Here is a 22,684-nt window from a genome sequence, read left to right on the forward strand (position 1 = left end):
CGGCAGGTGGGCCCCACCGCAACGGCCATCGTAAGCGAGGACGTGGTCGCGTCGGGAGGTCCGCCGTGTCCGCAGGGCACGGGCGCCCGGAATGAGAACGTACGGGGGACCCGTTGGGTGCCGGTACGGGCGAAAACCCCTCGCCCGGGTTACCCGGGGCCGCCACAATCCGTTCATGGAACCCCTCACCCTGTCCACCGCCCGGCTTACCCTGCGCCCCTTCGCCCCCTCCGACGCGGAGGAGGTCCACGCCGCCTGCCAGGACCCCGAGATCCAGCGCTGGACCGTCGTGCCCTCCCCCTACGAGCGGGCGCACGCCGAGGAGTGGGTGAACGAGTTCTCCCCCGCCTCCTGGCGCGAGGACCGCGCGTACACCTTCGCGGTACGGCTCGGGGAGGACGGCCCGCTGGTCGCCTCCGTCGGGGTGCACGTGCGCGGCCCCGGTGCCTACGAGATCGGCTACTGGACCGCGAAGGAGCACCGGGGCCGCGGCTACATGACCGAAGCGGTCGACGGTGTGGCCCGCTGGCTGTTCACCGAGGTCGGCGCCGGCCGCCTGGAATGGCGCGCCGCCGTCGGGAACGCGCCCTCCCGCGCCGTCGCGGAGAAGGCCGGCTTCCGCGTCGAGGGCACCCTGCGGGCCGCCCTCGACATACGCGGCACCCTGCGCGACTGCTGGGTCGGCGGCCTGCTCCCCTCGGACCTCGGGCTGCCCTGCCGGCTGCCGTACCTGCCCGCTGTCAGTGCCACCCCCTAGGCTCGCGGAATGCCGATCATCGCCCTCTCCGCCGACGAGGCCCGCCGGATCGCGCTGCGCGCGCAGGGCTTCCTCGGCGCGCCCGACCGCAAGGCAGGTGTGCGCGGGGTGCTGCGGCACCTGGGCGCCGTACAGCTGGACACCATCTCGGTCCTGGCCCGGTCGCACGAGCTGATCCCCTACGCCCGGCTCGGCGCGGTCGGCCGGGACACCGTGGAGCAGGCGTACTGGTCGGACAGCCACGCCTTCGAGTACTGGTCGCACGCGGCGTGCATCCTGCCCATCGAGGAGTGGCCGCACTTCGCGTTCCGCCGCCGCGCCCGCCGGGCCCGCGGCCACCGCTGGCACGTCCTGCAGGACAAGGAGCGCTCGACGGCCGCCGTCCTGGACCGGCTGCGCGCCGACGGCCCGCTGACTTCCTCCGAGCTGGGCGGCGCGAAGAACGGCGGGGAGTGGTTCGAGTGGTCCGAGACCAAGATCGCGGTGGAGTGGCTGCTCGACACCGGTGAGGTGGTCTGCACCGAGCGGCGCGGCTGGAAGCGGGTCTACGACCTGGCCGAGCGGGCCGTGCCCGACGCCCTGTTCCACGACGACCTCGACGACCGCGAGTGCCTGCGCCGCCTGGTCGAGCTGGCCGGCGGGTCCCTCGGGGTGGGCACCCGGGCCGACATCGCCGACTACCACCGCCTCAAGGGCGAGCAGTTCGACGCGGTGGTCGCCGATTCCGGGCTGGTCCCGGTGTCGGTGGAGGGCTGGGGCAAGCCGGCCTGGGCGCACCCGCAGGCGCTGGCGTCCGAGCCGCGCGGCCGGCACCGCACCACGCTGCTGTCCCCGTTCGACTCCCTCGTGTGGGACCGCCCCCGCACCGAGCGGATCTTCGGCTTCACGCACCGGCTGGAGGCGTACGTCCCCAAGCCGAAGCGGATACACGGGTACTTCGCGATGCCGCTGCTGGCCGGCGGGCGGCTCCAGGGCCGGGTCGACCCGGGCCGCGAGGGGCGCACGCTGGTGGCCCGGCAGCTGTCGCTGACCACCCCGAAGGCCGCCGGGGCGATGGCCGAGGCGCTGTGGGAAGCCGCCCGCTGGGTGGGATGCGAGGACGTACGGGTCGAGCGCGCGGGCGACGAGCGGGAGGCGGCGGCGGTCACGGCGGAACTCGCCGCCCGCCGCGCGTAGCGCCGCGGTGGCGCGGGGCCCCGCCCGGCGCCCGCCGCGGAGCGGCACCGCTCAGCGGATCTCCAGGATCTTCTCGCGCATCGCGTACACGACCGCCTCCATCCGCGAGTGCAGCTGGAGCTTCTCCAGGATGTTGCGGACGTGGTTCTTCACGGTGTTCTCGGAGATGAACAGCTGCTTGGCGATGTCCCGGTTGTTCATCCCGGTCGCCACCAGCTTCAGCACCTCCAGCTCCCGGTCGGTCAGCCGGGGCGCCGGCACCAGCCGGCGCTCGTCGGTGCGCTGGATCATCGACTTGAACTCGGTCAGCAGCTTCGACGCCATCGACGGGCTGATCTGCGACTGCCCGTCCGCGACGGCGCGGATCGCGGTGGCGACCTCGTCCGTGGAGATCTCCTTCAGCAGGTAGCCCGTCGCGCCCGCCTTGATCGCGTCGTAGAGGTCGGCCTCCTCGTCGCTGATCGTCAGCATGATGATCTTCGCGGAGGGGGCGACCTCCTTGATCGAGGTGCAGGCCTCGATCCCGCCGCGCCGCGGCATCCGCACGTCCATCAGCACGATGTCCGGAAGCAGGTCGGCGGCCTTGTCCACGGCCTCCGCCCCGTCCCCGGCCTCGCCGACGACCTGGATGTCCTCCTCCTGCGCGAGGACGATCTCCAGCCCGCGCCGGAAGAGGGCGTGGTCGTCGACCACGAGGACCCGGATGGGCTCCCCGGCCTCCGCCGGGTCCGCCGCCTCCGCCGCACGACAGCCGGCTCCGTCGTCACCGCGCACCGGCCCGAAGCTGTCCGCCATCGTTCCTCCCCCTGCATGTACCGAGCTGCTGGGCCAACCCGGCGGGGGCGGCCGCCGGTTGACTGCCCGCCATGATTCCATGCCCGCACCGTCACACGGGGGTCTGGCGGAATCCCTTTGGCTCATACGAGTCATACAGGTGCCCCTGCGGAAACACCGTGGCTTCCGCAGGGGCAACGGATCGATGGTCAGCCTCCGAGCGCTCCGCCGGCGCCGCCGACGGCCGACTCCTCCGAGCTGGACGCCCCGTCGGGGTCCACGTGGATGACGCCGTAGTCGTAGGCGTGGCGCCGGTAGACGACGCTCGGCATCTTGGTCTCGGAGTCGACGAACAGATAGAAGTCGTGGCCGACCAGTTCCATTTCGTAGAGAGCCTGGTCGAGCGACATGGGCCGGGCCGAGTGGGTCTTCTCGCGGACGATCAGCGGGCCTTCGCCCTGCACTTCGAGGGATCCGATCCGGGTGGTCGGAATTCCGTCCTCGGTCTCCTCACCGACCGGCTGTCCGTTGCCGTTGAGCGTCGCCACGCCCGGCACGCTGTCGGCGACCTCGGCTGCCGAGAGCCGTCCGGTGCCGCGGCGGGTGAAACGCTTGTCGTGCTGCTTGCGCAGCCGGGCCTCCAGCTTGTCCTGAGCCAGGTCGAGGGCTGCGTACGGGTCGCCTGCGGCGGCCTCGGCGCGGATCACCGGGCCCCGCGAACGCAGGGTGATCTCGACACGGTCGGAACGGTCGGCCTGACGCGGGTTGTGCTCCTTGGACACCTCGACGTCCAAGCTGATCACCTTGGCGTCGAGCTTCTGGATCCGCTCGGGATTCAGCTTCTCGGCCACGTGCTTGCGGAACCGCTCGGGCACCTCGGTCTTGCGGCCCTTGACGACGATGTCCACGCAGAACTCCGTTCCCGGAGACCTTCACCACGAGCGGCGAAGCGTCTCCCTTTCGCACCAGGCTCCGGTGAACACCGGAGCCTCGGACTTGGCGACTTTCACCTCCTCCTCCCCCATCGGCAAGATCTACACCCCACCGACTTCGGAGTAGAGAGACACCCTCTGACACGAAGATTCCAAAACGGGCGGACCGGCGCTCCGATACCAGGGGGCCCAAGGATCGCCAGTTCCTCACAACCGAACATATCTCTCCAAGCCGGTTGTCGGCACCCGCTACCGGAACCTACCTCCGTTCAGGTGGGTGGTCCCTCTTACTACCTGCAACGATGCGCATTCCCCAGCAGTTCCAAATCTATTCACGAGATTTTTGCTCTGTACGAGTAGTCCACCGGCGCTCTAGCATCAGGGCCCGGGCGAACGATCCGGACGGCGCCGCCACGACGGCCGCCGCGTCCGCCCGCAGCCCCGCCGCGCGCAGCGCCCGGGCCGCCTCCTCGAGCGTGGCTCCGGTCGTCACCACGTCGTCCACCACCACGATCCGAGCCCCCGCCGCCGTCCGCACCCCGCCCGGGCGCACCTCCAGGGCCCCGGCCAGGTTCTCCCGCCGCTGCCGGGCCCCCAGCCCGGCCTGGTCGGCGACCCGCCGCCGCAGCCGCAGTACGGGCGCCACGCGCGCGGGCTCCCCGGCCCGCCGCAGCCGCCGGGACGCGGCCAGGGCGATCCGGCGCGCCGGATCGTGCCCGCGCGCCCGTACGGTCCGCCGCGCGGACGGCACCGGGACCAGCACCAGCTCCCCTCCCCAGGCCCCCGCCCCGCCCCCGCGCTCTCCCCGGGCCCCCGTGCGGGCCGCCGCCGAGACCGCCGCGGCCAGGGCGGCGCCCAGCGGGCCGGCCAAGGGCAGGGCGCCGCGTTCCTTGTGGGCCAGCACGACCGCCCGCACCGGCCCCTCGTACCGGGCCGCCGCGTACACCGGCGGCAACGACGGCAGCGCGCCCCGCACCGCCGGGCACACCGGCCCCGCACCCGCGCCGCCCAGGGCCCCGCGGCAGGCCCCGCACAGCAGTGAGCGCGCGGCCCCGCAGCCCGCGCAGGCGGCCGGCAGGACCAGCCCGGCCAGCTCCTGCCACCACCCCCGCATGACTCCACCCTGCCCGGCGCACGGGCGGGCCGCGACCCCTGTGGAAAACCGCGGCGGCCGGCCGGGAGTACCCGGCCGGCCGCCCCGCGTCCGCCTCGGCCCCGCGCGCGCGTCAGCCCGGGTAGACCGGCGCCCGGCCGCCCGCCGCCGCGGTGCGCCACTGCGCGCCCGGTGGCAGCCACACGATGCCGTCCTCGGTGGAGGAGGCCACCACAGGCTTCGACTCGTCCTCGGAGGCGGCGATGGCACTCAGCCCCGTGGCCCCGGGCAGGCTCGCCGCGACCATCGACCCGTCGGCCAGCATGTAGCGGGCCTGGTCGACGCCGCCGCTCTCCCGGCCCACCACCAGCAGCCGGCCCCGCGGCGCCCAGCTCATCGCCGTCACCTCGGCCATCTGCGGGGCGGCCGGGCGCAGCTCGCGCACCGACACCTTCGACGGGTCCCCCTTGCCCTCGGGCCGCTCGATCCGCCCGATGTAGAGGTTCTTGCGGCCGCCGTCCCGTTCGACGAGCAGGGCGATGCGCACCCCGTCGGAGGAGGCCTTCAGCCCGCTGATCTTCGTCCCGTCGAGTCCGGCGACGTCCACCTTCTGCGGGGTGCCGGTCCCGCCGGGCACCCGCCACAGGCCCTGGGTCTGCGGGTCCTGGTCGGCGATCCACAGGTCGCCCTGGGCGTCCCAGCTGGGCGCGGTGAGCTTGCCGGTCTTGCTGGTGAGCAGCGCCTGCGGCATGGCCCCGGCGGTGGTCAGCGTGACCACGTACAGCCCGTGCCCGTCCTCGGAGACGACCGCGGCGCGCTTCTCGTCGTACGTCACGGCGGCCGAGCCCACCTTGAACCCGGCGGCCGTGGCCAGCGGTCCGGGGGCCGGCTCGGGCTTGTCCTGCTGCTGCTCGTCGGCGCCCGCGTTGAGGACCATCCGTACGAGCCGGCCGTCCTTGTCCACGTAGTACTGGTGCTGCGGCGGGACCGGCCGGTTCGCGATCGTCGCGGCGGTGGAGCCGGTCACCCAGCACAGCGAGGACTTGCCGTCGGAGCGCAGCAGTTCCACGCGGTCCAGCCGGGAGGCCGTCAGGTCCCTGACGGTGTAGAGGAGTTGGGTGGCCATCTTCTGGCACTGCGGCTGGGCGACGTTCTCCCCGGCCTTGTTGAGCGGGACGCGCAGGGTGTTCTGGCCGTCGTAGGCGAGGGACTTGGTGTCCTCGCGCAGTCCGGCGCCCGTCGGGAACGCGGTGGAGGCCACGGGCCCGAGCCACTTGGAGGGCCCGGCCAGCAGCGACTGCACGGTGAGGGTGGTGGGGTCCATCCGCGAATCGGGGTCGCTGCGCTGGCGCACGTAGACCGGATCGGCGACGAGCGTACTGCCCGCGAAGTAGTACTTGTTGACGGGCTTGTAGATGCGCTGGAAGTCGGACTCGCTGAGCACGAGGCTGCTGGGCGGGGTGGCGATCCGCCACTGCCCCTTGACCTGGACCAGCTGGAGGTACTCCTCGTAGCGGCTGCCGGCGGTCTCCGGCTGGTAGGCGCTGCGCTCGTCGACGGTGGCGAGCTTCTTGCCGGTGACCTTCCAGCGGGGCCCGTCGGGGTCCTTCTCGCCCTGGACGGGGACGCGGTCGAGGCCGGCGGAGAGCACGGTGACGGCCGAGGAGGGCTTCCAGTTCTTGGCGGCGTCGTCGGTGAGGTACTTGCGGGCGGTGGCCAGCCGCGGGTCGTCGCCCGTCATGGCCTCCAGGAAGCCGTCGACGATCTCGGCCGGGCTGGCCTTGTCGGCCGGGGGCACGCCGAAGACCCGGACCTGGGAGTCGACGCCCTGGGAGGCCTCCACCCGGCGGATCTCGCCGCGGTCGGGCATGGAGGCGCAGCCGGCGAGGAGCAGCCCGACGACGCCCAGGGCCAGGAGCGCACGGGCGCCCCTCAGCGGGGCCTGCGGGGCCTGCGGGGCGTGCGGGGTCTGCCGTGCCCGCCCGCGGCGCTCAGCGTCCTCCACCGGTTCCATCCTCCTGTGCTGGGCCCTGGTCGGCGGGCCGGGCCACGACGCGGGCGCCGTTGCCGGGCAGCGCCGTCGGGTCGGCGGGCACCGGCAGGGCGGTGGTGACCGCCGGCCGGGGCGGTATCGGGTCGCGGTCGGCGCGCTCGGCGCGTCCGTCGGGCTGCGTGCCCGGCCGGCCGGGGGCGCCGGCGCGTCCGGCGGCCTCGGCGGCGGCCCTGGCCCGGTTGGACCGGGAGTCCTCGGGCTCCAGCGGGATCGGCGATCCGCGCAGCGGCTCGTCCGCGGTACGGGGCAGGGTGAGGCGGAACTGGGAGCCGCCGCCGGGCTCGCCCCAGGCCTGGAGCCAGCCGCCGTGCAGCCGGGCGTCCTCGACGGCGATGGACAGGCCCAGGCCGGTGCCGCCGGTGGTGCGGGCGCGGGCGGGGTCGGCCCGCCAGAAGCGGTTGAAGACGCGGGTGGCCTCGCCGGGCTTGAGGCCGACGCCGTAGTCGCGGACGGCGACGGCGACGGCCCCGCCGGCGGAGGCGAGGCGGACCACGACGTCGCGGCCCTCCCCGTGCTCGACGGCGTTGACGACGAGGTTGCGCAGGACCCGCTCGACGCGCCGGGGGTCGGCCTCGGCGATGACGGGCTGGGTGTCGCCGAGGACGCGGATCCGGGTCCCCTTGTGCTCGGCGAGGGGTTCGGCGCCGTCGATGACGCGGCGTACGACGTCGCGCAGGTCGATGGGCTCGGCCTGGAGGTCGGCGGCGCCCGCGTCGAAGCGGCTGATCTCCAGCAGATCGGCCAGGAGGGACTCGAACCGGTCGAGCTGTCCGGCCAGGAGCTCGGCGGAGCGCGCCGTCACCGGGTCGAAGTCGACCCGGGCGTCGTGGATGACGTCGGCGGCCATGCGGACGGTGGTCAGCGGGGTGCGCAGCTCGTGCGAGACGTCGGAGACGAAGCGGCGCTGCATCCGGGACAGCTCCTCCAGCTGCTGGATCTTGTTCTGGAGGTTCTGGGCCATCTTGTTGAAGGCTTCGCCCAGCCGGGCGATGTCGTCCTCGCCGGTGACCTTCATCCGTTCCTGGAGGCGGCCGGCGGAGAGCCGCTCGGCGATCCCCGCGGCCATCCGGACGGGGGTGACGATCTGGCGCACGACGAGCCAGGCGATGGCGCTGAGCAGGACGACGACGAACAGTCCCGCGGTGGCGATGGTGCTCTTGACCAGGTTGAGGGACTCCTCCTCCTGGGTGAGCGGGAAGAGGTAGTACAGGTCGTAGGGGTCGCCGTTGATGTCGGTGAGCCGCTTGCCGACGACCAGCGCGGGCTCCGGCTGTTTGCCGGTCCCGGCGGTGTAGCGGATCTGCGAGAACGTCTTGAAGGTGCCGGTGTTGTGGTTGACGGCCTTGCGCAGGTCCAGCGGGACGCTCGCGGTCGGGTCGACGTTGCCGGAGGCGCGGGCGCCCTTGACGCCCTGGCTGGTGGGGGCCTGCTCGCCGGTGCCGGCGCCGAGCGCGGCCACCTCGAAGGCGGTCTGGCCGCCGCTGGCGAGCTGCTTGACGAGCGAGTTCATCCAGGTGCTGGCGTCGCGGCCGACCTTGTTGTCGGCGGCGTCGGCCCCGTCCGAGGCGGAGGGGGTGTTGGCCTTCTCCTGTGCGACCGCGAACCCGCCGGCGGCCTGGCTCTGCGCGGCCTCCTCCTTGGCGTCGAGGAGACCCTTGCTGACCTGGGCGATGACGACGAAGCCGAGGGCGAGGACCACGGCGAGGGACATCAGCAGGGTGGCGGCGACCACCCGCAGCTGGATGTTGCGCCGCCATATGCGGACAGCCGGAAGCAGCGGCCGGCGCACGAGGCGTACGCACAGCCGCAGCAGGGGGCCGCCGGGCGCTCCGTCGGCCATCTGACGGAACGGCCCGCCGCCCCGCAGGGCTCCCCCGCGGGAGCCGCGCCGGGCCTTGCCGGGCTGCACGTCAGCTGGGTCCGGCCTTGTAGCCGACACCACGCACCGTCACGACGATCTCGGGGCGCTCGGGGTCCTTCTCGACCTTGGAGCGCAGCCGCTGCACGTGCACGTTGACCAGCCGGGTGTCGGCCGCGTGCCGGTAGCCCCAGACCTGTTCCAGGAGCACCTCGCGGGTGAAGACCTGCCAGGGCTTGCGCGCGAGGGCGACCAGCAGGTCGAACTCGAGCGGGGTCAGGGCGATGGAGGTTCCCTCGCGCTTGACCGAGTGCCCGGCCACGTCGATGACGAGGTCACCGATGGCGAGCTGCTCGGGCGCGGGCTCCTCCGACCGGCGCAGGCGCGCCCGGATGCGGGCGACCAGCTCCTTCGGCTTGAACGGCTTGACGATGTAGTCGTCGGCGCCGGACTCCAGGCCCACCACCACGTCCACGGTGTCGCTCTTGGCGGTGAGCATGACAATCGGCACGCCCGATTCGGCGCGGATCAGCCTGCACACCTCTATGCCGTCCCGCCCGGGCAGCATGAGATCGAGCAGCACAAGATCCGGCTTCGCCTCCCGGAAGGCAGCCAGTGCCTTGTCACCGTCCGCTACGAACGACGGCTCAAAACCTTCTCCACGCAGCACAATGCCGAGCATCTCGGCCAGCGCGGTGTCGTCGTCGACGACGAGGACGCGTCCCTTCATGGTTGACATCATCCCATTAGCTAATCGTTACCTGGCGGTGAGCTGTCCCACAGCCAAAAGGGCTGGAAATCGCCCCTCGGACCTGCGTGGAGATCAGGACGACCAGTCTGCCCCGGATCCGCGCGACAATTGAACGGAAGAGCGGACCGGGATCCGAGGGGAACGGCCGGGTCGTCCCCGGGCCTGCCCATGGCACGATGACAGCCGACCAGCGCGCCCGCCACGGCAGGTGCACGTGAAGGAGCGACGATGAACGACTCTCCGGGCTGGGCCGCGCCCGGATCCCCCTCCGACGGCCAGGGCCCCGACGCCGCTCAGCAGCCGCCCGCCGAAGGCACCGGCTCCGCTTCCACCGGCTCCAAATGGTCCGCCGCCCAGCCACCGCCCGGCCCGGGGGTCCCCCCGGACGGAGTCTGGGGGAGGGGCAGCTCCGCCGCCGGCCAGACCCCGCCGCAGCAGCCGAGCCAGGGCGCCGGCTGGGGCGCGTACCCCTCCCAGCCCGGACAGCAGAGCACCGCCCCCTACGCCTACGGCAACCCCGGCGGCGGCTGGGGCGGCACCCCGCCCGCCGCCAAGCCCGGCGTGATCCCGCTGCGCCCCCTGGCCCTCGGCGAGATACTGGACGGCGCCGTCGCCACCCTGCGCGGCCACTGGCGTTCCGTGCTCTCCGTCAGCCTCGTCATCGCCGCCCTGTCGCAGATCGCGCTCCTCGCCGTCCAGCGCCTCACCATGGACAGCCTCACGGTCCCCGACACCGAGCCCGCCACCCCGGCGGAGGCCGTCCGCGCCCTGGGCGACCTCGGGGCCCTCTCCGGATTCCAGTACTACCTGGAGATCCTCGGGCTGATCCTGCTCACCGCCCTGCTGGCCCCCGTCGTCAGCCGCGCCGTCCTCGGCCAGGCCTCCACCCTCGGCGGCACCCTCAGGGCCGTGCGCCCCCTGGCCCCCCGCCTGCTCGGCCTCACCGGCCTGCTGTTCCTCGGCGCCCTCGCCGCCGGCCTGCTCCCGGCCCTGCCCGGCATCCTCCTCGGCAGCGCCGCCCTGACCGCCCTCGGCGTGCCCGTCGGCCTCGTGCTGCTGGCCTGGTTCTACGTGACCTTCGCCCTGGCCCCGCCCGCCCTGATGCTGGAACGCGGCACCCCGGTCGCCGCCCTCAAGCGCTCCGCCAAGCTGGTCAAGGGCGCCTGGTGGCGGGTCTGCGGCATCAGCCTGCTCACCTGGATCATGCGGACCATCACTTCCACCGTGATCGCCATGCCCTTCGCCGGCATCGCCGTGGCCCTGGCCCCCGGCGGCCTCGGCAGCTTCCTCGACGGCTCCGCCGCCCGCGACTGGTCCGTCCTGATCGTCACCGGCATCGGCGCCGTCGTCGGCGCCACCGTCACCGCCCCCATGCAGACGGGCGTCACCACCCTCCTCTACATCGACCAGCGCATCCGCCGCGAGGCACTCGACCTCGAGCTCGCCCGCGCCGCCGGCGTCGAGGGCTACGACAGCACCGGCACCACGGCACCCACCGGAGGCTGACGCGCCGCATGAGCACGGGGGGACTCATCACCATCGCCGGCGGCGACACACCGCCGCTGACCACCGGACGCGAAGCCGCCCGCGAGGCGGCCGAACGCGAGCTGGCCAAGCCCGTCTACCACCAGGACGAGCCGGGGCTCCTCCAGCGCGCCCTGGACCGCTTCTGGGAGTGGCTGGGCGACATCTTCGACCGCGCCTCCGGGGCCACCCCCGGCGGCGGCCTCGGCCTGCTCGCCATCGCCCTGCTCGTGATCCTGGCCGCCGCCGCCCTGTGGTGGCGCCTGGGCACCCCCCGCCGCGCCGCCCGCAGCGCCGCGGCCCTCTTCGACGAGGGCCCCCGCAGCGCCGCCGACCACCGCATGGCCGCCGAAGCCCACGCCGCCGCCGGCCGCTGGAACGAAGCCGTCCAGGAACGCATGCGGGCCGTCGTCCGCTCCCTGGAGGAACGCACCCTCCTCGACCCCCGCCCCGGCCGCACCGCCGACGAGGCCGCCGCCGAAGCCGCCCGCTCCCTCCCCGCCCACGCCGACGGCCTGCGCGCCGCGGCCCGCACCTTCGACGACGTCACCTACGGCGGCCGCACCGCCGGCCCCGACACCTACGCCCGCCTGCGCACCCTCGACCTCACCCTGGACCACACGAAGCCGATCCTGACGGACCCCACCCCATGACCGGCCACCCGACCCAGCCCCCACACCCCGACGCCACCCCGGGCAACACCCCCGAACCGGCCACCCCCGGCCAAGGCACACCCACACCCACCCCCGGCCAAGGCCCCGCCACGCCCCCGGAAGCCACCGCACCTCCGGCCCCCGACAACCGCCCCACCCCGGCCAACGCCCTCCAACCGGCCGCCACCACGCCCCCCGCAGGCACCGGCACCCCAGCCCAGCAGCCCGCCCCGGGACGCCCCCACACCACAGGCGCCACCCCCGGACCCGCCGCAGGCACCCCGGCCCCCGGCACGGCGACCCCGCCACCCCCGGCCGCCGCCGGCCCCGGCACACCCACACCCACCCCCGGCCAGGGCAAGGGCAAGGCCGCCACCTCCACCGCCCTCGGGCCCGCCCAGCTCTGGGCCCGGGCCCGCGGGCTGCTCCTCGCCCTCGCCGTGCTCCTCGTCGCCGCCGTCGCCCTCGCCGGGCTCCAGGCCGGCGACCACCACGGCCGCCTCGACCCCCGCTCCGCCGACCGCGACGGCAGCCGCGCCCTCGCCCGGCTCCTCGAGGAACGCGGCGTCACCACCCGCGTCGTCACCAACGCCGAGGAGGCCGCCGCCGCAGCCGGCCCCCGCACCACCCTCCTCGTCACCGACCCCGACCTCCTCGGCGCCCCCCAGCGCAGCGCCATCCGCTCCGCCATCGACCTCTCCGGCGGCCGCACCCTCCTCGTCGCCCCCACCGCCACCGCCCTCGCCGAACTGGCCCCCGCCGTCCACACCAAGGGCTTCGCCCGCCGGCGCGACCTCGACCCCGCCTGCCCCCTGCCCACCGCCACCACCGCCGGCCGCGCCGGCACCGGCGACGGCCTGCGCTACGCCACCGACCTCCCCGGAGCCACCGGCTGCTACCCCAGCGACGGCCACCCCACCCTCCTGGTCCTGCCCGGCACCACCCGGGGCGGCGACACCGTCCTCCTCGGCTCCGACCAACCCCTCCTCAACCGGCACCTCGCCGAAGAGGGAAACGCCTCCCTCGCCCTCCAACTCCTCGGCTCCCGGCCCGAACTCGTCTGGTACCTGCCCACCCTCGCCGACATGCCCGCCGACGGCCCGGCCCAGGACAAGAGCCTCCTCGAACTCGTCCCCTCCGGCTGGTACTGGGCCCTGCTCCAGCTGTTCGCGGCCGCCGCGCTCGCCGCCCTGTGGAGGGCCCGCCGCCTCGGCCCGCTCGTCACCGAGGACCTGCCCGTCGCCATCCGCGCCTCCGAGACCACCGAGGGCCGCGCCCGCCTCTACCGCAAGGCCGCCGCCCGCGACCGCGCCGCCGACGTACTGCGCGCCGCCGCCCGCGAACGCCTCGCCGCACTGGCCGGCGTACCGCCCGCGCAGGCCCACGACCCGGCGGTCCTGACCGCCGCCGTCAGCGCCCGCCTGCCCGAGCCGCCCGACGCCGCCACCGGACGCGACGTCACCACCCTGCTCTTCGGCCCCACTCCCGCCGACGACGCGGCACTCGTCGCGCTCGCCGACCACCTCGACGCCCTCGAAAGAGAGGTCCGCACCTCATGACGGCCACCACGGACAGCGCCCGCTCCTCCCTGGAAGCGCTCCGCACCGAGATCGGAAAGGCCGTGGTCGGCCAGGACTCCGCCGTCACCGGTCTCGTCGTCGCCCTCCTGTGCCGCGGCCACGTCCTCCTCGAAGGCGTCCCCGGCGTCGCCAAGACCCTCCTCGTCCGCGCCCTCGCCGCCTCCCTCGAACTCGACACCAAGCGCGTCCAGTTCACCCCCGACCTGATGCCCAGTGACGTGACGGGCTCTCTGGTCTACGACGCCCGCACCGCCGAGTTCTCCTTCCAGGACGGCCCCGTCTTCACCAACCTCCTCCTCGCCGACGAGATCAACCGCACGCCCCCCAAGACCCAGTCCTCCCTCCTGGAGGCCATGGAGGAGCGCCAGGTCACCGTCGACGGCACCCCCCGCAAGCTCCCCGAGCCCTTCCTCGTCGCCGCCACCATGAACCCCGTCGAGTACGAGGGCACCTACCCCCTCCCCGAAGCCCAGCTCGACCGCTTCCTCCTCAAGCTCAACGTCCCCCTCCCCTCCCGCGAGGACGAGATCGGCGTCCTGACCCGGCACGCCGCCGGCTTCGACCCGCGCGACCTGCACGCCGCCGGCATCCGCCCGGTCGCCGGCACGAAGGAACTCGAAGCCGCCCGCGAGGCCGTCACCCGCGTCACCGTCTCCCCCGAGACCACCGGCTACGTCGTCGACATCTGCCGCGCCACCCGCGAATCGCCCTCCCTCACCCTCGGCGTCTCCCCGCGCGGCGCGACCGCCCTGCTGGCCACCTCACGCGCCTGGGCCTGGCTCACCGGCCGCGACTACGTCACCCCCGACGACGTCAAGGCCCTCGCCCTGCCGACCCTGCGCCACCGCGTCCAGCTCCGCCCGGAAGCCGAGATGGAGGGCGTCACCGCCGACTCCGTCATCTCGGCGATCCTCACCCACGTCCCCGTCCCCCGCTGATGGCCCTCACCGGACGCGCCGCCCTCCTGGCGGCCCTCGGCAGCCTGCCCGTCGGCCTCCTCGAACCGAGCTGGACGGGCCTCCTCGCCGTCAACGGCAGCCTCGGCCTGGCCTGCGCCCTCGACTATGCCCTCGCCGCGCCCGTCCGCACCCTGCGCCTGGCCCGCACCGGCGACACCACGGTCCGCCTCGGCGAGACCGCCGACGTGCACCTGACCCTCACCAACCCCGGCACCCGACGCCTGCGCGCCCACGTCCGCGACGCCTGGCCCCCCAGCAGCTGGACCCCCGGCACCGAAACCGCCGCCTCCCGCCACGAGGTCACCGTCCCCGCAGGCGAACGCCGCCGCCTCACCACCCGCCTGCGCCCCACCCGGCGCGGCGACCGCCGCGCGGCCCGCGTCACCATCCGCTCCTACGGCCCGCTCGGCCTCTTCGCCCGCCAGGGCTCCCACACCGTCCCCTGGACGGTCCGCGTCCTGCCGCCGTTCACCAGCCGCAAGCACCTGCCGTCCCGCCTGGCACGCCTGCGGGAACTCGACGGCCGCACCAGCGTCCTGACCCGAGGCGAAGGCACCGAGTTCGACAGCCTCCGCGACTACGTCCCCGGCGACGACACCCGCTCCATCGACTGGCGCGCCACCGCCCGCCGCCCCAAGGTCGCCGTCCGCACCTGGCGCCCCGAACGCGACCGGCACATCCTCATCTGCCTGGACACCGGCCGCACCTCCGCCGGCCGCGTCGGCGACGCCCCCCGCCTGGACTCGGCCATGGACGCCGCCCTGCTGCTGGCCGCCCTCGCCACCCGCGCCGGCGACCGCGTGGACCTCCTGGCCCACGACCGCCGCACCCGCGCCCTGGTCCAGGGCCGCGCGGCCGCGGACGTCCTGCCGGCCTTCGTGAACGCGATGGCCGGCCTCGAAGCGGAACTGGTCGAGACGGACTCCCGCGGCCTGGTCTCCACCATCCTGCGCAGCGCCCCGCGCCGCTCCCTGGTGGTCCTCCTGACGAGCCTGGACGCGGCCCCGGTGGAAGAGGGCCTGCTCCCGCTCCTCCCCCGCCTCACCCAGCGCCACACGGTGGTCCTGGCCTCGGTGGCCGACCCGCACATCGCGTCGATGGCCGCCGCCCGGGGCTCCGTGGACGCGGTCTACGAGGCCGCCGCCGCGACCCAGACCCAGACCCAGCGCCGCCGCACGGCCGACCAGCTCGCCCGCCACGGCGTCCATGTGGTCGACGCCACCCCCGACACCCTGGCCCCCACCCTGGCGGACACCTACCTGGCGCTGAAGGCGGCAGGCCGGCTCTAGGGGTTGTCCGACTGGATACGCTGACAGAGCACCCACCAGGAGGACACATGGCCGACTTCAGCCCCGAGCAAATGCGCCGTATGCACGACTTCGCGGAGCAGCTCGCGGAGCTGGCCGAACACCAGGAAGATCAGTGGAAGGTTCAGACCACCGATGGTCAGATCTTCCTCACGATGATGAGCCCGACAGCTCCGCACGGGCTCAACGTGATGCGGCTGCGGCGCCAGATCGAGGCCCAGACACCTGACGCCGCGACCCTCAGCGACACGAACATGGCCGATCCCGTGACCGGCCTGACCAAAATCCCCGATCTCTTGGTCATGGCGGACGAAGACACCGATGACACAGCGAAGGCCGTCAACTCACGTGACGTGCTGATGGTGGTGGAAGTCGTCTCCCGAACGAATGCCCTCACCGACATCCGCGACGAGCTGCACGACTACCCGAGGGCTACCCCGCCGACTGGTGAAGCGTGGGCCTGCCACTCGGTACGGCACGGCCCGTAAACGCAGAAAAGCCCCGCACCATGACTGGTGCGGGGCTTTCCCACAATGATTGTTCGGCGGCGTCCTACTCTCCCACAGGGTCCCCCCTGCAGTACCATCGGCGCTGAAAGGCTTAGCTTCCGGGTTCGGAATGTAACCGGGCGTTTCCCTAACGCTATGACCACCGAAACACTATGAAGTTGAACTCAAGCCGGCAAGGCGAGTTCGTTACTTCAGAACTAACACAGTGGACGCGAGCAACTGAGGACAAGCCCTCGGCCTATTAGTACCAGTCAGCTCCACCCGTTACCGGGCTTCCACATCTGGCCTATCAACCCAGTCGTCTACTGGGAGCCTTACCCTCTCAAGGAGGTGGGAATACTCATCTTGAAGCAGGCTTCCCGCTTAGATGCTTTCAGCGGTTATCCCTCCCGAACGTAGCCAACCAGCCATGCCCTTGGCAGGACAACTGGCACACCAGAGGTTCGTCCGTCCCGGTCCTCTCGTACTAGGGACAGCCCTTCTCAATATTCCTACGCGCACAGCGGATAGGGACCGAACTGTCTCACGACGTTCTAAACCCAGCTCGCGTACCGCTTTAATGGGCGAACAGCCCAACCCTTGGGACCGACTCCAGCCCCAGGATGCGACGAGCCGACATCGAGGTGCCAAACCATCCCGTCGATATGGACTCTTGGGGAAGATCAGCCTGTTATCCCCGGGGTACCTTTTATCCGTTGAGCGACGGCGCTTCCACAAGCCACCGCCGGATCACTAGTCCCGACTTTCGTCCCTGCTCGACCCGTCGGTCTCACAGTCAAGCTCCCTTGTGCACTTACACTCAACACCTGATTGCCAACCAGGCTGAGGGAACCTTTGGGCGCCTCCGTTACCCTTTGGGAGGCAACCGCCCCAGTTAAACTACCCATCAGACACTGTCCCTGATCCGGATCACGGACCGAGGTTAGACATCCAGCACGACCAGAGTGGTATTTCAACGGCGACTCCACAACCACTGGCGTGGCTGCTTCAAAGTCTCCCACCTATCCTACACAAGCCGAACCGAACACCAATATCAAACTGTAGTAAAGGTCCCGGGGTCTTTCCGTCCTGCTGCGCGAAACGAGCATCTTTACTCGTAGTGCAATTTCACCGGGCCTATGGTTGAGACAGTCGAGAAGTCGTTACGCCATTCGTGCAGGTCGGAACTTACCCGACAAGGAATTTCGCTACCTTAGGATGGTTATAGTTACCACCGCCGTTTACTGGCGCTTAAGTTCTCAGCTTCGCAACCCCGAAAGGTCACTAACCGGTCCCCTTAACGTTCCAGCACCGGGCAGGCGTCAGTCCGTATACATCGCCTTACGGCTTCGCACGGACCTGTGTTTTTAGTAAACAGTCGCTTCTCGCTGGTCTCTGCGGCCACCCCCAGCTCAGAGAGCAAGTCTCATCACCAGGAATGGCCCCCCTTCTCCCGAAGTTACGGGGGCATTTTGCCGAGTTCCTTAACCATAGTTCACCCGAACGCCTCGGTATTCTCTACCTGACCACCTGAGTCGGTTTAGGGTACGGGCCGCCATGAAACTCGCTAGAGGCTTTTCTCGACAGCATAGGATCATCCACTTCACCACAATCGGCTCGGCATCAGGTCTCAGCCTTATATGAGGGACGGATTTGCCTACCCCTCGGCCTACACCCTTACCCCGGGACAACCACCGCCCGGGCTGGACTACCTTCCTGCGTCACCCCATCGCTTACCTACTACCACCTTGGGCCGGCGGCTCCACCACTTTCCTTTCCCCGAAGGGTCCGGAACGGCTTCACGGCCTTAGCATCAGAGGATTCGATATTGGGCGTTTCAAAGCGGGTACCGGAATATCAACCGGTTGTCCATCGACTACGCCTGTCGGCCTCGCCTTAGGTCCCGACTTACCCTGGGCAGATCAGCTTGACCCAGGAACCCTTAGTCAATCGGCGCACACGTTTCTCACGTGTGTATCGCTACTCATGCCTGCATTCTCACTCGTGAACCGTCCACAACTAGCTTCCGCTGCTGCTTCACCCGGCACACGACGCTCCCCTACCCATCACAGCAGGCGTTGGCCCTATTGCTGCAATGACACGACTTCGGCGGTACGCTTGAGCCCCGCTACATTGTCGGCGCGGAATCACTTGACCAGTGAGCTATTACGCACTCTTTCAAGGGTGGCTGCTTCTAAGCCAACCTCCTGGTTGTCTCTGCGACTCCACATCCTTTCCCACTTAGCGTACGCTTAGGGGCCTTAGTCGATGCTCTGGGCTGTTTCCCTCTCGACCATGGAGCTTATCCCCCACAGTCTCACTGCCGTGCTCTCACTTACCGGCATTCGGAGTTTGGCTAAGGTCAGTAACCCGGTAGGGCCCATCGCCTATCCAGTGCTCTACCTCCGGCAAGAAACACACGACGCTGCACCTAAATGCATTTCGGGGAGAACCAGCTATCACGGAGTTTGATTGGCCTTTCACCCCTAACCACAGGTCATCCCCCAGGTTTTCAACCCTGGTGGGTTCGGTCCTCCACGAAGTCTTACCTCCGCTTCAACCTGCCCATGGCTAGATCACTCCGCTTCGGGTCTAGAGCGTGCAACTCAATCGCCCTATTCGGACTCGCTTTCGCTACGGCTTCCCCACACGGGTTAACCTCGCTACACACCGCTAACTCGCAGGCTCATTCTTCAAAAGGCACGCAGTCACGAGACGTACAAGTACGTCCGACGCTCCCACGGCTTGTAGGCACACGGTTTCAGGTACTATTTCACTCCGCTCCCGCGGTACTTTTCACCATTCCCTCACGGTACTATCCGCTATCGGTCACCAGGGAATATTTAGGCTTAGCGGGTGGTCCCGCCAGATTCACACGGGATTTCTCGGGCCCCGTGCTACTTGGGAGATGAGCAAGCAAGCCGTACAGATTTCAGCTACGGGGGTCTTACCCTCTACGCCGGACCTTTCGCATGTCCTTCGCCTATCCATACGGTTTCTGACTCGCCTCACAGCCGGCAGACTGTGAAAGCTCATTCCCACAACCCCGCATGCGCAACCCCTGCCGGGTATCACACGCATACGGTTTGGCCTCATCCGGTTTCGCTCGCCACTACTCCCGGAATCACGGTTGTTTTCTCTTCCTGAGGGTACTGAGATGTTTCACTTCCCCTCGTTCCCTCCACATGCCCTATGTGTTCAGGCATGGGTGACAGCCCATGACGACTGCCGGGTTTCCCCATTCGGACACCCCCGGATCAAAGCTCAGTTGGCAGCTCCCCGGGGCCTATCGCGGCCTCTCACGTCCTTCATCGGTTCCTGGTGCCAAGGCATCCACCGTGCGCCCTTAAAAACTTGGCCACAGATGCTCGCGTCCACTGTGTAGTTCTCAAATAACGACCAGCCACCCGTCACACCCTGCCGAAACAGAGCTTTACCGGGGCCGGCACTGAAGACTGACCAGACGGCCGTGCCTTCAGGACCCAACAACGTGCCAAGCGCGACTGCTCAGATACTCATCACGTTCCACGCCGAAGCAGTACTAGTGAAGGACCCTCACACTCGCGCCAACTAATCAACGTTCCACCCATGAGCTGACCGTGCAGAACATTTGCCTGCAATCGGTACTGTGCTCCTTAGAAAGGAGGTGATCCAGCCGCACCTTCCGGTACGGCTACCTTGTTACGACTTCGTCCCAATCGCCAGTCCCACCTTCGACAGCTCCCTCCACAAGGGTTGGGCCACCGGCTTCGGGTGTTACCGACTTTCGTGACGTGACGGGCGGTGTGTACAAGGCCCGGGAACGTATTCACCGCAGCAATGCTGATCTGCGATTACTAGCGACTCCGACTTCATGGGGTCGAGTTGCAGACCCCAATCCGAACTGAGACCGGCTTTTTGAGATTCGCTCCACCTCACGGTATCGCAGCTCATTGTACCGGCCATTGTAGCACGTGTGCAGCCCAAGACATAAGGGGCATGATGACTTGACGTCGTCCCCACCTTCCTCCGAGTTGACCCCGGCGGTCTCCTGTGAGTCCCCATCACCCCGAAGGGCATGCTGGCAACACAGGACAAGGGTTGCGCTCGTTGCGGGACTTAACCCAACATCTCACGACACGAGCTGACGACAGCCATGCACCACCTGTATACCGACCACAAGGGGGGCACTATCTCTAATGCTTTCCGGTATATGTCAAGCCTTGGTAAGGTTCTTCGCGTTGCGTCGAATTAAGCCACATGCTCCGCCGCTTGTGCGGGCCCCCGTCAATTCCTTTGAGTTTTAGCCTTGCGGCCGTACTCCCCAGGCGGGGAACTTAATGCGTTAGCTGCGGCACCGACGACGTGGAATGTCGCCAACACCTAGTTCCCAACGTTTACGGCGTGGACTACCAGGGTATCTAATCCTGTTCGCTCCCCACGCTTTCGCTCCTCAGCGTCAGTAATGGCCCAGAGATCCGCCTTCGCCACCGGTGTTCCTCCTGATATCTGCGCATTTCACCGCTACACCAGGAATTCCGATCTCCCCTACCACACTCTAGCTAGCCCGTATCGAATGCAGACCCGAGGTTAAGCCTCGGGCTTTCACATCCGACGTGACAAGCCGCCTACGAGCTCTTTACGCCCAATAATTCCGGACAACGCTTGCGCCCTACGTATTACCGCGGCTGCTGGCACGTAGTTAGCCGGCGCTTCTTCTGCAGGTACCGTCACTTTCGCTTCTTCCCTGCTGAAAGAGGTTTACAACCCGAAGGCCGTCATCCCTCACGCGGCGTCGCTGCATCAGGCTTTCGCCCATTGTGCAATATTCCCCACTGCTGCCTCCCGTAGGAGTCTGGGCCGTGTCTCAGTCCCAGTGTGGCCGGTCGCCCTCTCAGGCCGGCTACCCGTCGTCGCCTTGGTGGGCCGTTACCCCACCAACAAGCTGATAGGCCGCGGGCTCATCCTTCACCGCCGGAGCTTTCCACCACAGGAGATGCCTCCCGCAGTCGTATCCGGTATTAGACCCCGTTTCCAGGGCTTGTCCCAGAGTGAAGGGCAGATTGCCCACGTGTTACTCACCCGTTCGCCACTAATCCCCTCCCGAAGGAGGTTCATCGTTCGACTTGCATGTGTTAAGCACGCCGCCAGCGTTCGTCCTGAGCCAGGATCAAACTCTCCATGAATGTTTACCGGTAATCCGGTGCACACGCACGAAAGAGCGGGCCAGTCACGGTCGGAATAAGACCGACTGACCACAACGTCCTCGCTGTGTTTGTCGCCTGCCAGTGCCCGAAGGCCCGACAGGTCTTTTTCAAAGGAACCTCATCCACCGAAGTGGACGGGGTATCAACTTCTGGCGTTGATTTTTGGCACGCTGTTGAGTTCTCAAGGAACGGACGCTTCCTTTGTACTCACCCTCAGTAACACTTACTGGGGCTTTCCTCCGGGCTTTCGTTCTTTCTTCGTTTCCGACTCTATCAGACTCTTTCGGGCCCGACTTCCTCGGTGCTTTCCAGGTTCTGCGCTTTCGCGCTTTCCCTTTCCGGCGGTTCCGACTCTATCAGAAGTTTTCCACCGGATTTCCCGGCTTCAGTTTCCTGATTCAGAGATGGATGTGCCCCGGTTGAATGCAATTCCTTGGATTCTTGGGGGCGAAGAAGATTCTAAACCATCGCTGCCGAACTTGTCCAGTTCGAGGCAACCGTTCGAATCTACCTCCGCGCGCCGGGTGTGTCAACACCCCTTGCGACAACGAGGAGACTAGCAGCCGAGCGGGCTTGTACGCACATCACGCCGCCGTCGGCAGCAGGGCCGTGCGATCCGCCTCCTCCACGTCGCCCGCCTCGCCGGCGCGCGAGGCGCGGCCGCCCAGGACGAAGACGTACGCCAGGAAGGCTGCCTCGGCGGCCACGCCGATGGAGATGCGGGCCCAGGTGGGCAGGCCTGACGGGGTCACGAAGCCCTCGATCAGGCCGGAGACGAACAGGACCACCGCCAGGCCGATGGCCATGCCCAGGGCGGCGCGGCCCTGTTCCGCCAGGGCCACGCGGCGGGTGCGCGGGCCCGGGTCGACGACCGTCCAGCCCAGGCGCAGTCCCGTGCCCGCGGCGACGAAGACGGCGGTCAGTTCGAGCAGACCGTGCGGGAGGATCAGGCCCAGGAAGACGTCGAGGCGGCCCGCCGAAGCCATCAGGCCCAGGCCCACCCCGAGGTTGGCCATGTTCAGGAAGAGGATCCAGAGCACCGGAAGGCCGAGGAAGGCCCCCAGGACCAGGCAGACCGCGGCGGCCTGGGCGTTGTTCGTCCACACCTTCGCGGCGAAGGAGGCCGCCGGGTGGCTGGAGTAGTACGTCTCGTACTCGCCGCCCGGTCGCGTCAGCTGCTTGAGCTGCTCCGGAGCTGCGACGGCGGCCTGGACCTCCGGGTGGGTGGCGATCCACCAGCCGATGAGCACGCCGACGGCCGTGGAGAGCAGCGCCGCCGGTATCCACCAGCGGCGGCTGCGGTAGACGGCCGCCGGGAAACCGGCGGTGAAGAAGCGGGCGGCGTCGCGCCAGCTCGCGCGGCGGGTTCCGGTGACGGTCGAGCGGGCGCGGGCCACGAGCTGGGTCAGGCGGCCCGTGAGCAGCGGGTCCGGGGCGCTCGACTGGATCAGGGAGAGGTGGGTGGCGGTGCGCTGGTAGAGGGTGACGAGTTCGTCGGCCTCCGCTCCGGTGAGCCGGCGGCCGCGGCCGAGGAGCTGTTCCAGGCGGGCCCACTGCGCCTGGTGGGCGGCCACGAAGACGTCGAGATCCATC

General features: G+C 69.7%; 15 protein-coding genes and 3 rRNA genes. 8 read left to right on the top strand and 10 right to left on the bottom strand.

Translation table 11 applies throughout. The features are described 5' to 3' along the window. Positions 1-175 precede the first annotated feature (175 nt). Entirely contained in the window at positions 176-757 is a 582-nt protein-coding gene (locus tag B4U46_RS14015; RefSeq protein ID WP_079427453.1) for a GNAT family N-acetyltransferase, read from the top strand. Positions 758-766: 9 nt separating this feature from the next. After that, positions 767-1,933 (top strand): winged helix-turn-helix domain-containing protein, encoded by a 1,167-nt coding sequence (locus tag B4U46_RS14020; protein WP_079427455.1) that lies wholly within the window; start codon positions 767-769, stop codon positions 1,931-1,933. A gap of 51 nt (positions 1,934-1,984) precedes the next feature. On the opposite strand, the gene B4U46_RS14025 is transcribed toward B4U46_RS14020, so the two are convergent. The 6 genes from B4U46_RS14025 to mtrA all read right to left on the bottom strand — a co-directional run bounded on the left by B4U46_RS14025 (position 1,985) and on the right by mtrA (position 9,385). Continuing rightward, on the bottom strand, positions 1,985-2,728 hold the full coding sequence (locus B4U46_RS14025; RefSeq protein WP_079427457.1) for a response regulator: 744 nt from the start codon (positions 2,726-2,728) through the stop codon (positions 1,985-1,987). Positions 2,729-2,916: 188 nt separating this feature from the next. Then, positions 2,917-3,615, bottom strand: a complete 699-nt coding sequence (gene hpf, locus B4U46_RS14030; protein WP_079427459.1) for a ribosome hibernation-promoting factor, HPF/YfiA family — start codon at positions 3,613-3,615, stop codon at positions 2,917-2,919. 352 nt (positions 3,616-3,967) lie between these two features. Continuing rightward, positions 3,968-4,753 (bottom strand): phosphoribosyltransferase family protein, encoded by a 786-nt coding sequence (locus tag B4U46_RS14035; protein WP_079427461.1) that lies wholly within the window; start codon positions 4,751-4,753, stop codon positions 3,968-3,970. Between the two features lie 112 nt (positions 4,754-4,865). Then, positions 4,866-6,746 (bottom strand): LpqB family beta-propeller domain-containing protein, encoded by a 1,881-nt coding sequence (locus B4U46_RS14040; protein ID WP_237292855.1) that lies wholly within the window; start codon positions 6,744-6,746, stop codon positions 4,866-4,868. Then, positions 6,724-8,625: an MtrAB system histidine kinase MtrB gene (gene mtrB, locus B4U46_RS14045; RefSeq protein ID WP_187344279.1), complete on the bottom strand. Its 1,902-nt coding sequence runs from the start codon at positions 8,623-8,625 to the stop codon at positions 6,724-6,726. The genes B4U46_RS14040 and mtrB overlap by 23 nt, the downstream gene beginning before the upstream one ends. 70 nt (positions 8,626-8,695) lie before the next feature. Next, on the bottom strand, positions 8,696-9,385 hold the full coding sequence (gene mtrA, locus B4U46_RS14050; RefSeq protein WP_187344141.1) for a two-component system response regulator MtrA: 690 nt from the start codon (positions 9,383-9,385) through the stop codon (positions 8,696-8,698). A 237-nt stretch (positions 9,386-9,622) separates the two neighbouring features. On the opposite strand from mtrA, the gene B4U46_RS14055 reads away from it, so the two are divergent. The 6 genes from B4U46_RS14055 to B4U46_RS14080 are packed head-to-tail and all read left to right on the top strand — an operon-like array spanning position 9,623 to position 15,905. Beyond that, positions 9,623-10,900, top strand: a complete 1,278-nt coding sequence (locus B4U46_RS14055; RefSeq protein ID WP_079427462.1) for a hypothetical protein — start codon at positions 9,623-9,625, stop codon at positions 10,898-10,900. A gap of 8 nt (positions 10,901-10,908) precedes the next feature. Beyond that, positions 10,909-11,571: a DUF4129 domain-containing protein gene (locus B4U46_RS14060; RefSeq protein ID WP_079427464.1), complete on the top strand. Its 663-nt coding sequence runs from the start codon at positions 10,909-10,911 to the stop codon at positions 11,569-11,571. Beyond that, positions 11,568-13,130 carry a DUF4350 domain-containing protein gene (locus B4U46_RS14065; protein ID WP_079427466.1) on the top strand — a complete coding sequence of 521 codons (1,563 nt, stop codon included), beginning with the start codon at positions 11,568-11,570 and terminating at the stop codon, positions 13,128-13,130. Before B4U46_RS14060 ends, B4U46_RS14065 begins: the two co-directional genes overlap by 4 nt. Further along, positions 13,127-14,089: an AAA family ATPase gene (locus B4U46_RS14070; protein ID WP_079427468.1), complete on the top strand. Its 963-nt coding sequence runs from the start codon at positions 13,127-13,129 to the stop codon at positions 14,087-14,089. Before B4U46_RS14065 ends, B4U46_RS14070 begins: the two co-directional genes overlap by 4 nt. Further along, positions 14,089-15,399, top strand: coding sequence for a DUF58 domain-containing protein (locus tag B4U46_RS14075; protein ID WP_079427469.1), 1,311 nt, complete (start codon positions 14,089-14,091; stop codon positions 15,397-15,399). The genes B4U46_RS14070 and B4U46_RS14075 overlap by 1 nt, the downstream gene beginning before the upstream one ends. Positions 15,400-15,446: 47 nt before the next feature. Then, complete coding sequence (locus B4U46_RS14080; RefSeq protein WP_079427471.1) at positions 15,447-15,905, top strand: Uma2 family endonuclease; 459 nt, start codon at positions 15,447-15,449, stop codon at positions 15,903-15,905. Between the two features lie 51 nt (positions 15,906-15,956). Here the strand turns inward: B4U46_RS14080 and rrf are convergent. The 4 genes from rrf to B4U46_RS14105 all read right to left on the bottom strand — a co-directional run bounded on the left by rrf (position 15,957) and on the right by B4U46_RS14105 (position 22,683). After that, positions 15,957-16,073, bottom strand: a 5S ribosomal RNA gene (gene rrf, locus B4U46_RS14085). Between the two features lie 74 nt (positions 16,074-16,147). Then, positions 16,148-19,265, bottom strand: a 23S ribosomal RNA gene (locus tag B4U46_RS14090). Between the two features lie 279 nt (positions 19,266-19,544). After that, positions 19,545-21,070: ribosomal RNA gene (locus B4U46_RS14095) — 16S ribosomal RNA — on the bottom strand. Together the 16S, 23S and 5S rRNA genes form the textbook arrangement of a ribosomal RNA operon. A gap of 605 nt (positions 21,071-21,675) precedes the next feature. After that, entirely contained in the window at positions 21,676-22,683 is a 1,008-nt protein-coding gene (locus B4U46_RS14105) for a stage II sporulation protein M (protein ID WP_079427473.1), read from the bottom strand. Position 22,684: the final 1 nt, after the last annotated feature.

This window comes from Streptomyces katrae, from assembly GCF_002028425.1.
Taxonomy (GTDB): Bacteria; Actinomycetota; Actinomycetes; order Streptomycetales; family Streptomycetaceae; genus Streptomyces; species Streptomyces katrae_A.

What these genes read in the sequence shown, in the direction of transcription:
- B4U46_RS14015 (WP_079427453.1), top strand. Translation starts at nt 176, where the DNA reads ATGGAACCCCTCACCCTGTCCACCGCCCGGCTTACCCTGCGCCCCTTC.
- B4U46_RS14020 (WP_079427455.1), top strand. Translation starts at nt 767, where the DNA reads ATGCCGATCATCGCCCTCTCCGCCGACGAGGCCCGCCGGATCGCGCTG.
- B4U46_RS14025 (WP_079427457.1), bottom strand. Translation starts at nt 2,728, where the DNA reads ATGGCGGACAGCTTCGGGCCGGTGCGCGGTGACGACGGAGCCGGCTGT.
- B4U46_RS14035 (WP_079427461.1), bottom strand. Translation starts at nt 4,753, where the DNA reads ATGCGGGGGTGGTGGCAGGAGCTGGCCGGGCTGGTCCTGCCGGCCGCC.
- B4U46_RS14040 (WP_237292855.1), bottom strand. Translation starts at nt 6,746, where the DNA reads ATGGAACCGGTGGAGGACGCTGAGCGCCGCGGGCGGGCACGGCAGACC.
- mtrB (WP_187344279.1), bottom strand. Translation starts at nt 8,625, where the DNA reads ATGGCCGACGGAGCGCCCGGCGGCCCCCTGCTGCGGCTGTGCGTACGC.
- mtrA (WP_187344141.1), bottom strand. Translation starts at nt 9,385, where the DNA reads ATGATGTCAACCATGAAGGGACGCGTCCTCGTCGTCGACGACGACACC.
- B4U46_RS14055 (WP_079427462.1), top strand. Translation starts at nt 9,623, where the DNA reads ATGAACGACTCTCCGGGCTGGGCCGCGCCCGGATCCCCCTCCGACGGC.
- B4U46_RS14060 (WP_079427464.1), top strand. Translation starts at nt 10,909, where the DNA reads ATGAGCACGGGGGGACTCATCACCATCGCCGGCGGCGACACACCGCCG.
- B4U46_RS14065 (WP_079427466.1), top strand. Translation starts at nt 11,568, where the DNA reads ATGACCGGCCACCCGACCCAGCCCCCACACCCCGACGCCACCCCGGGC.
- B4U46_RS14070 (WP_079427468.1), top strand. Translation starts at nt 13,127, where the DNA reads ATGACGGCCACCACGGACAGCGCCCGCTCCTCCCTGGAAGCGCTCCGC.
- B4U46_RS14075 (WP_079427469.1), top strand. Translation starts at nt 14,089, where the DNA reads ATGGCCCTCACCGGACGCGCCGCCCTCCTGGCGGCCCTCGGCAGCCTG.
- B4U46_RS14080 (WP_079427471.1), top strand. Translation starts at nt 15,447, where the DNA reads ATGGCCGACTTCAGCCCCGAGCAAATGCGCCGTATGCACGACTTCGCG.
- B4U46_RS14105 (WP_079427473.1), bottom strand. Translation starts at nt 22,683, where the DNA reads ATGGATCTCGACGTCTTCGTGGCCGCCCACCAGGCGCAGTGGGCCCGC.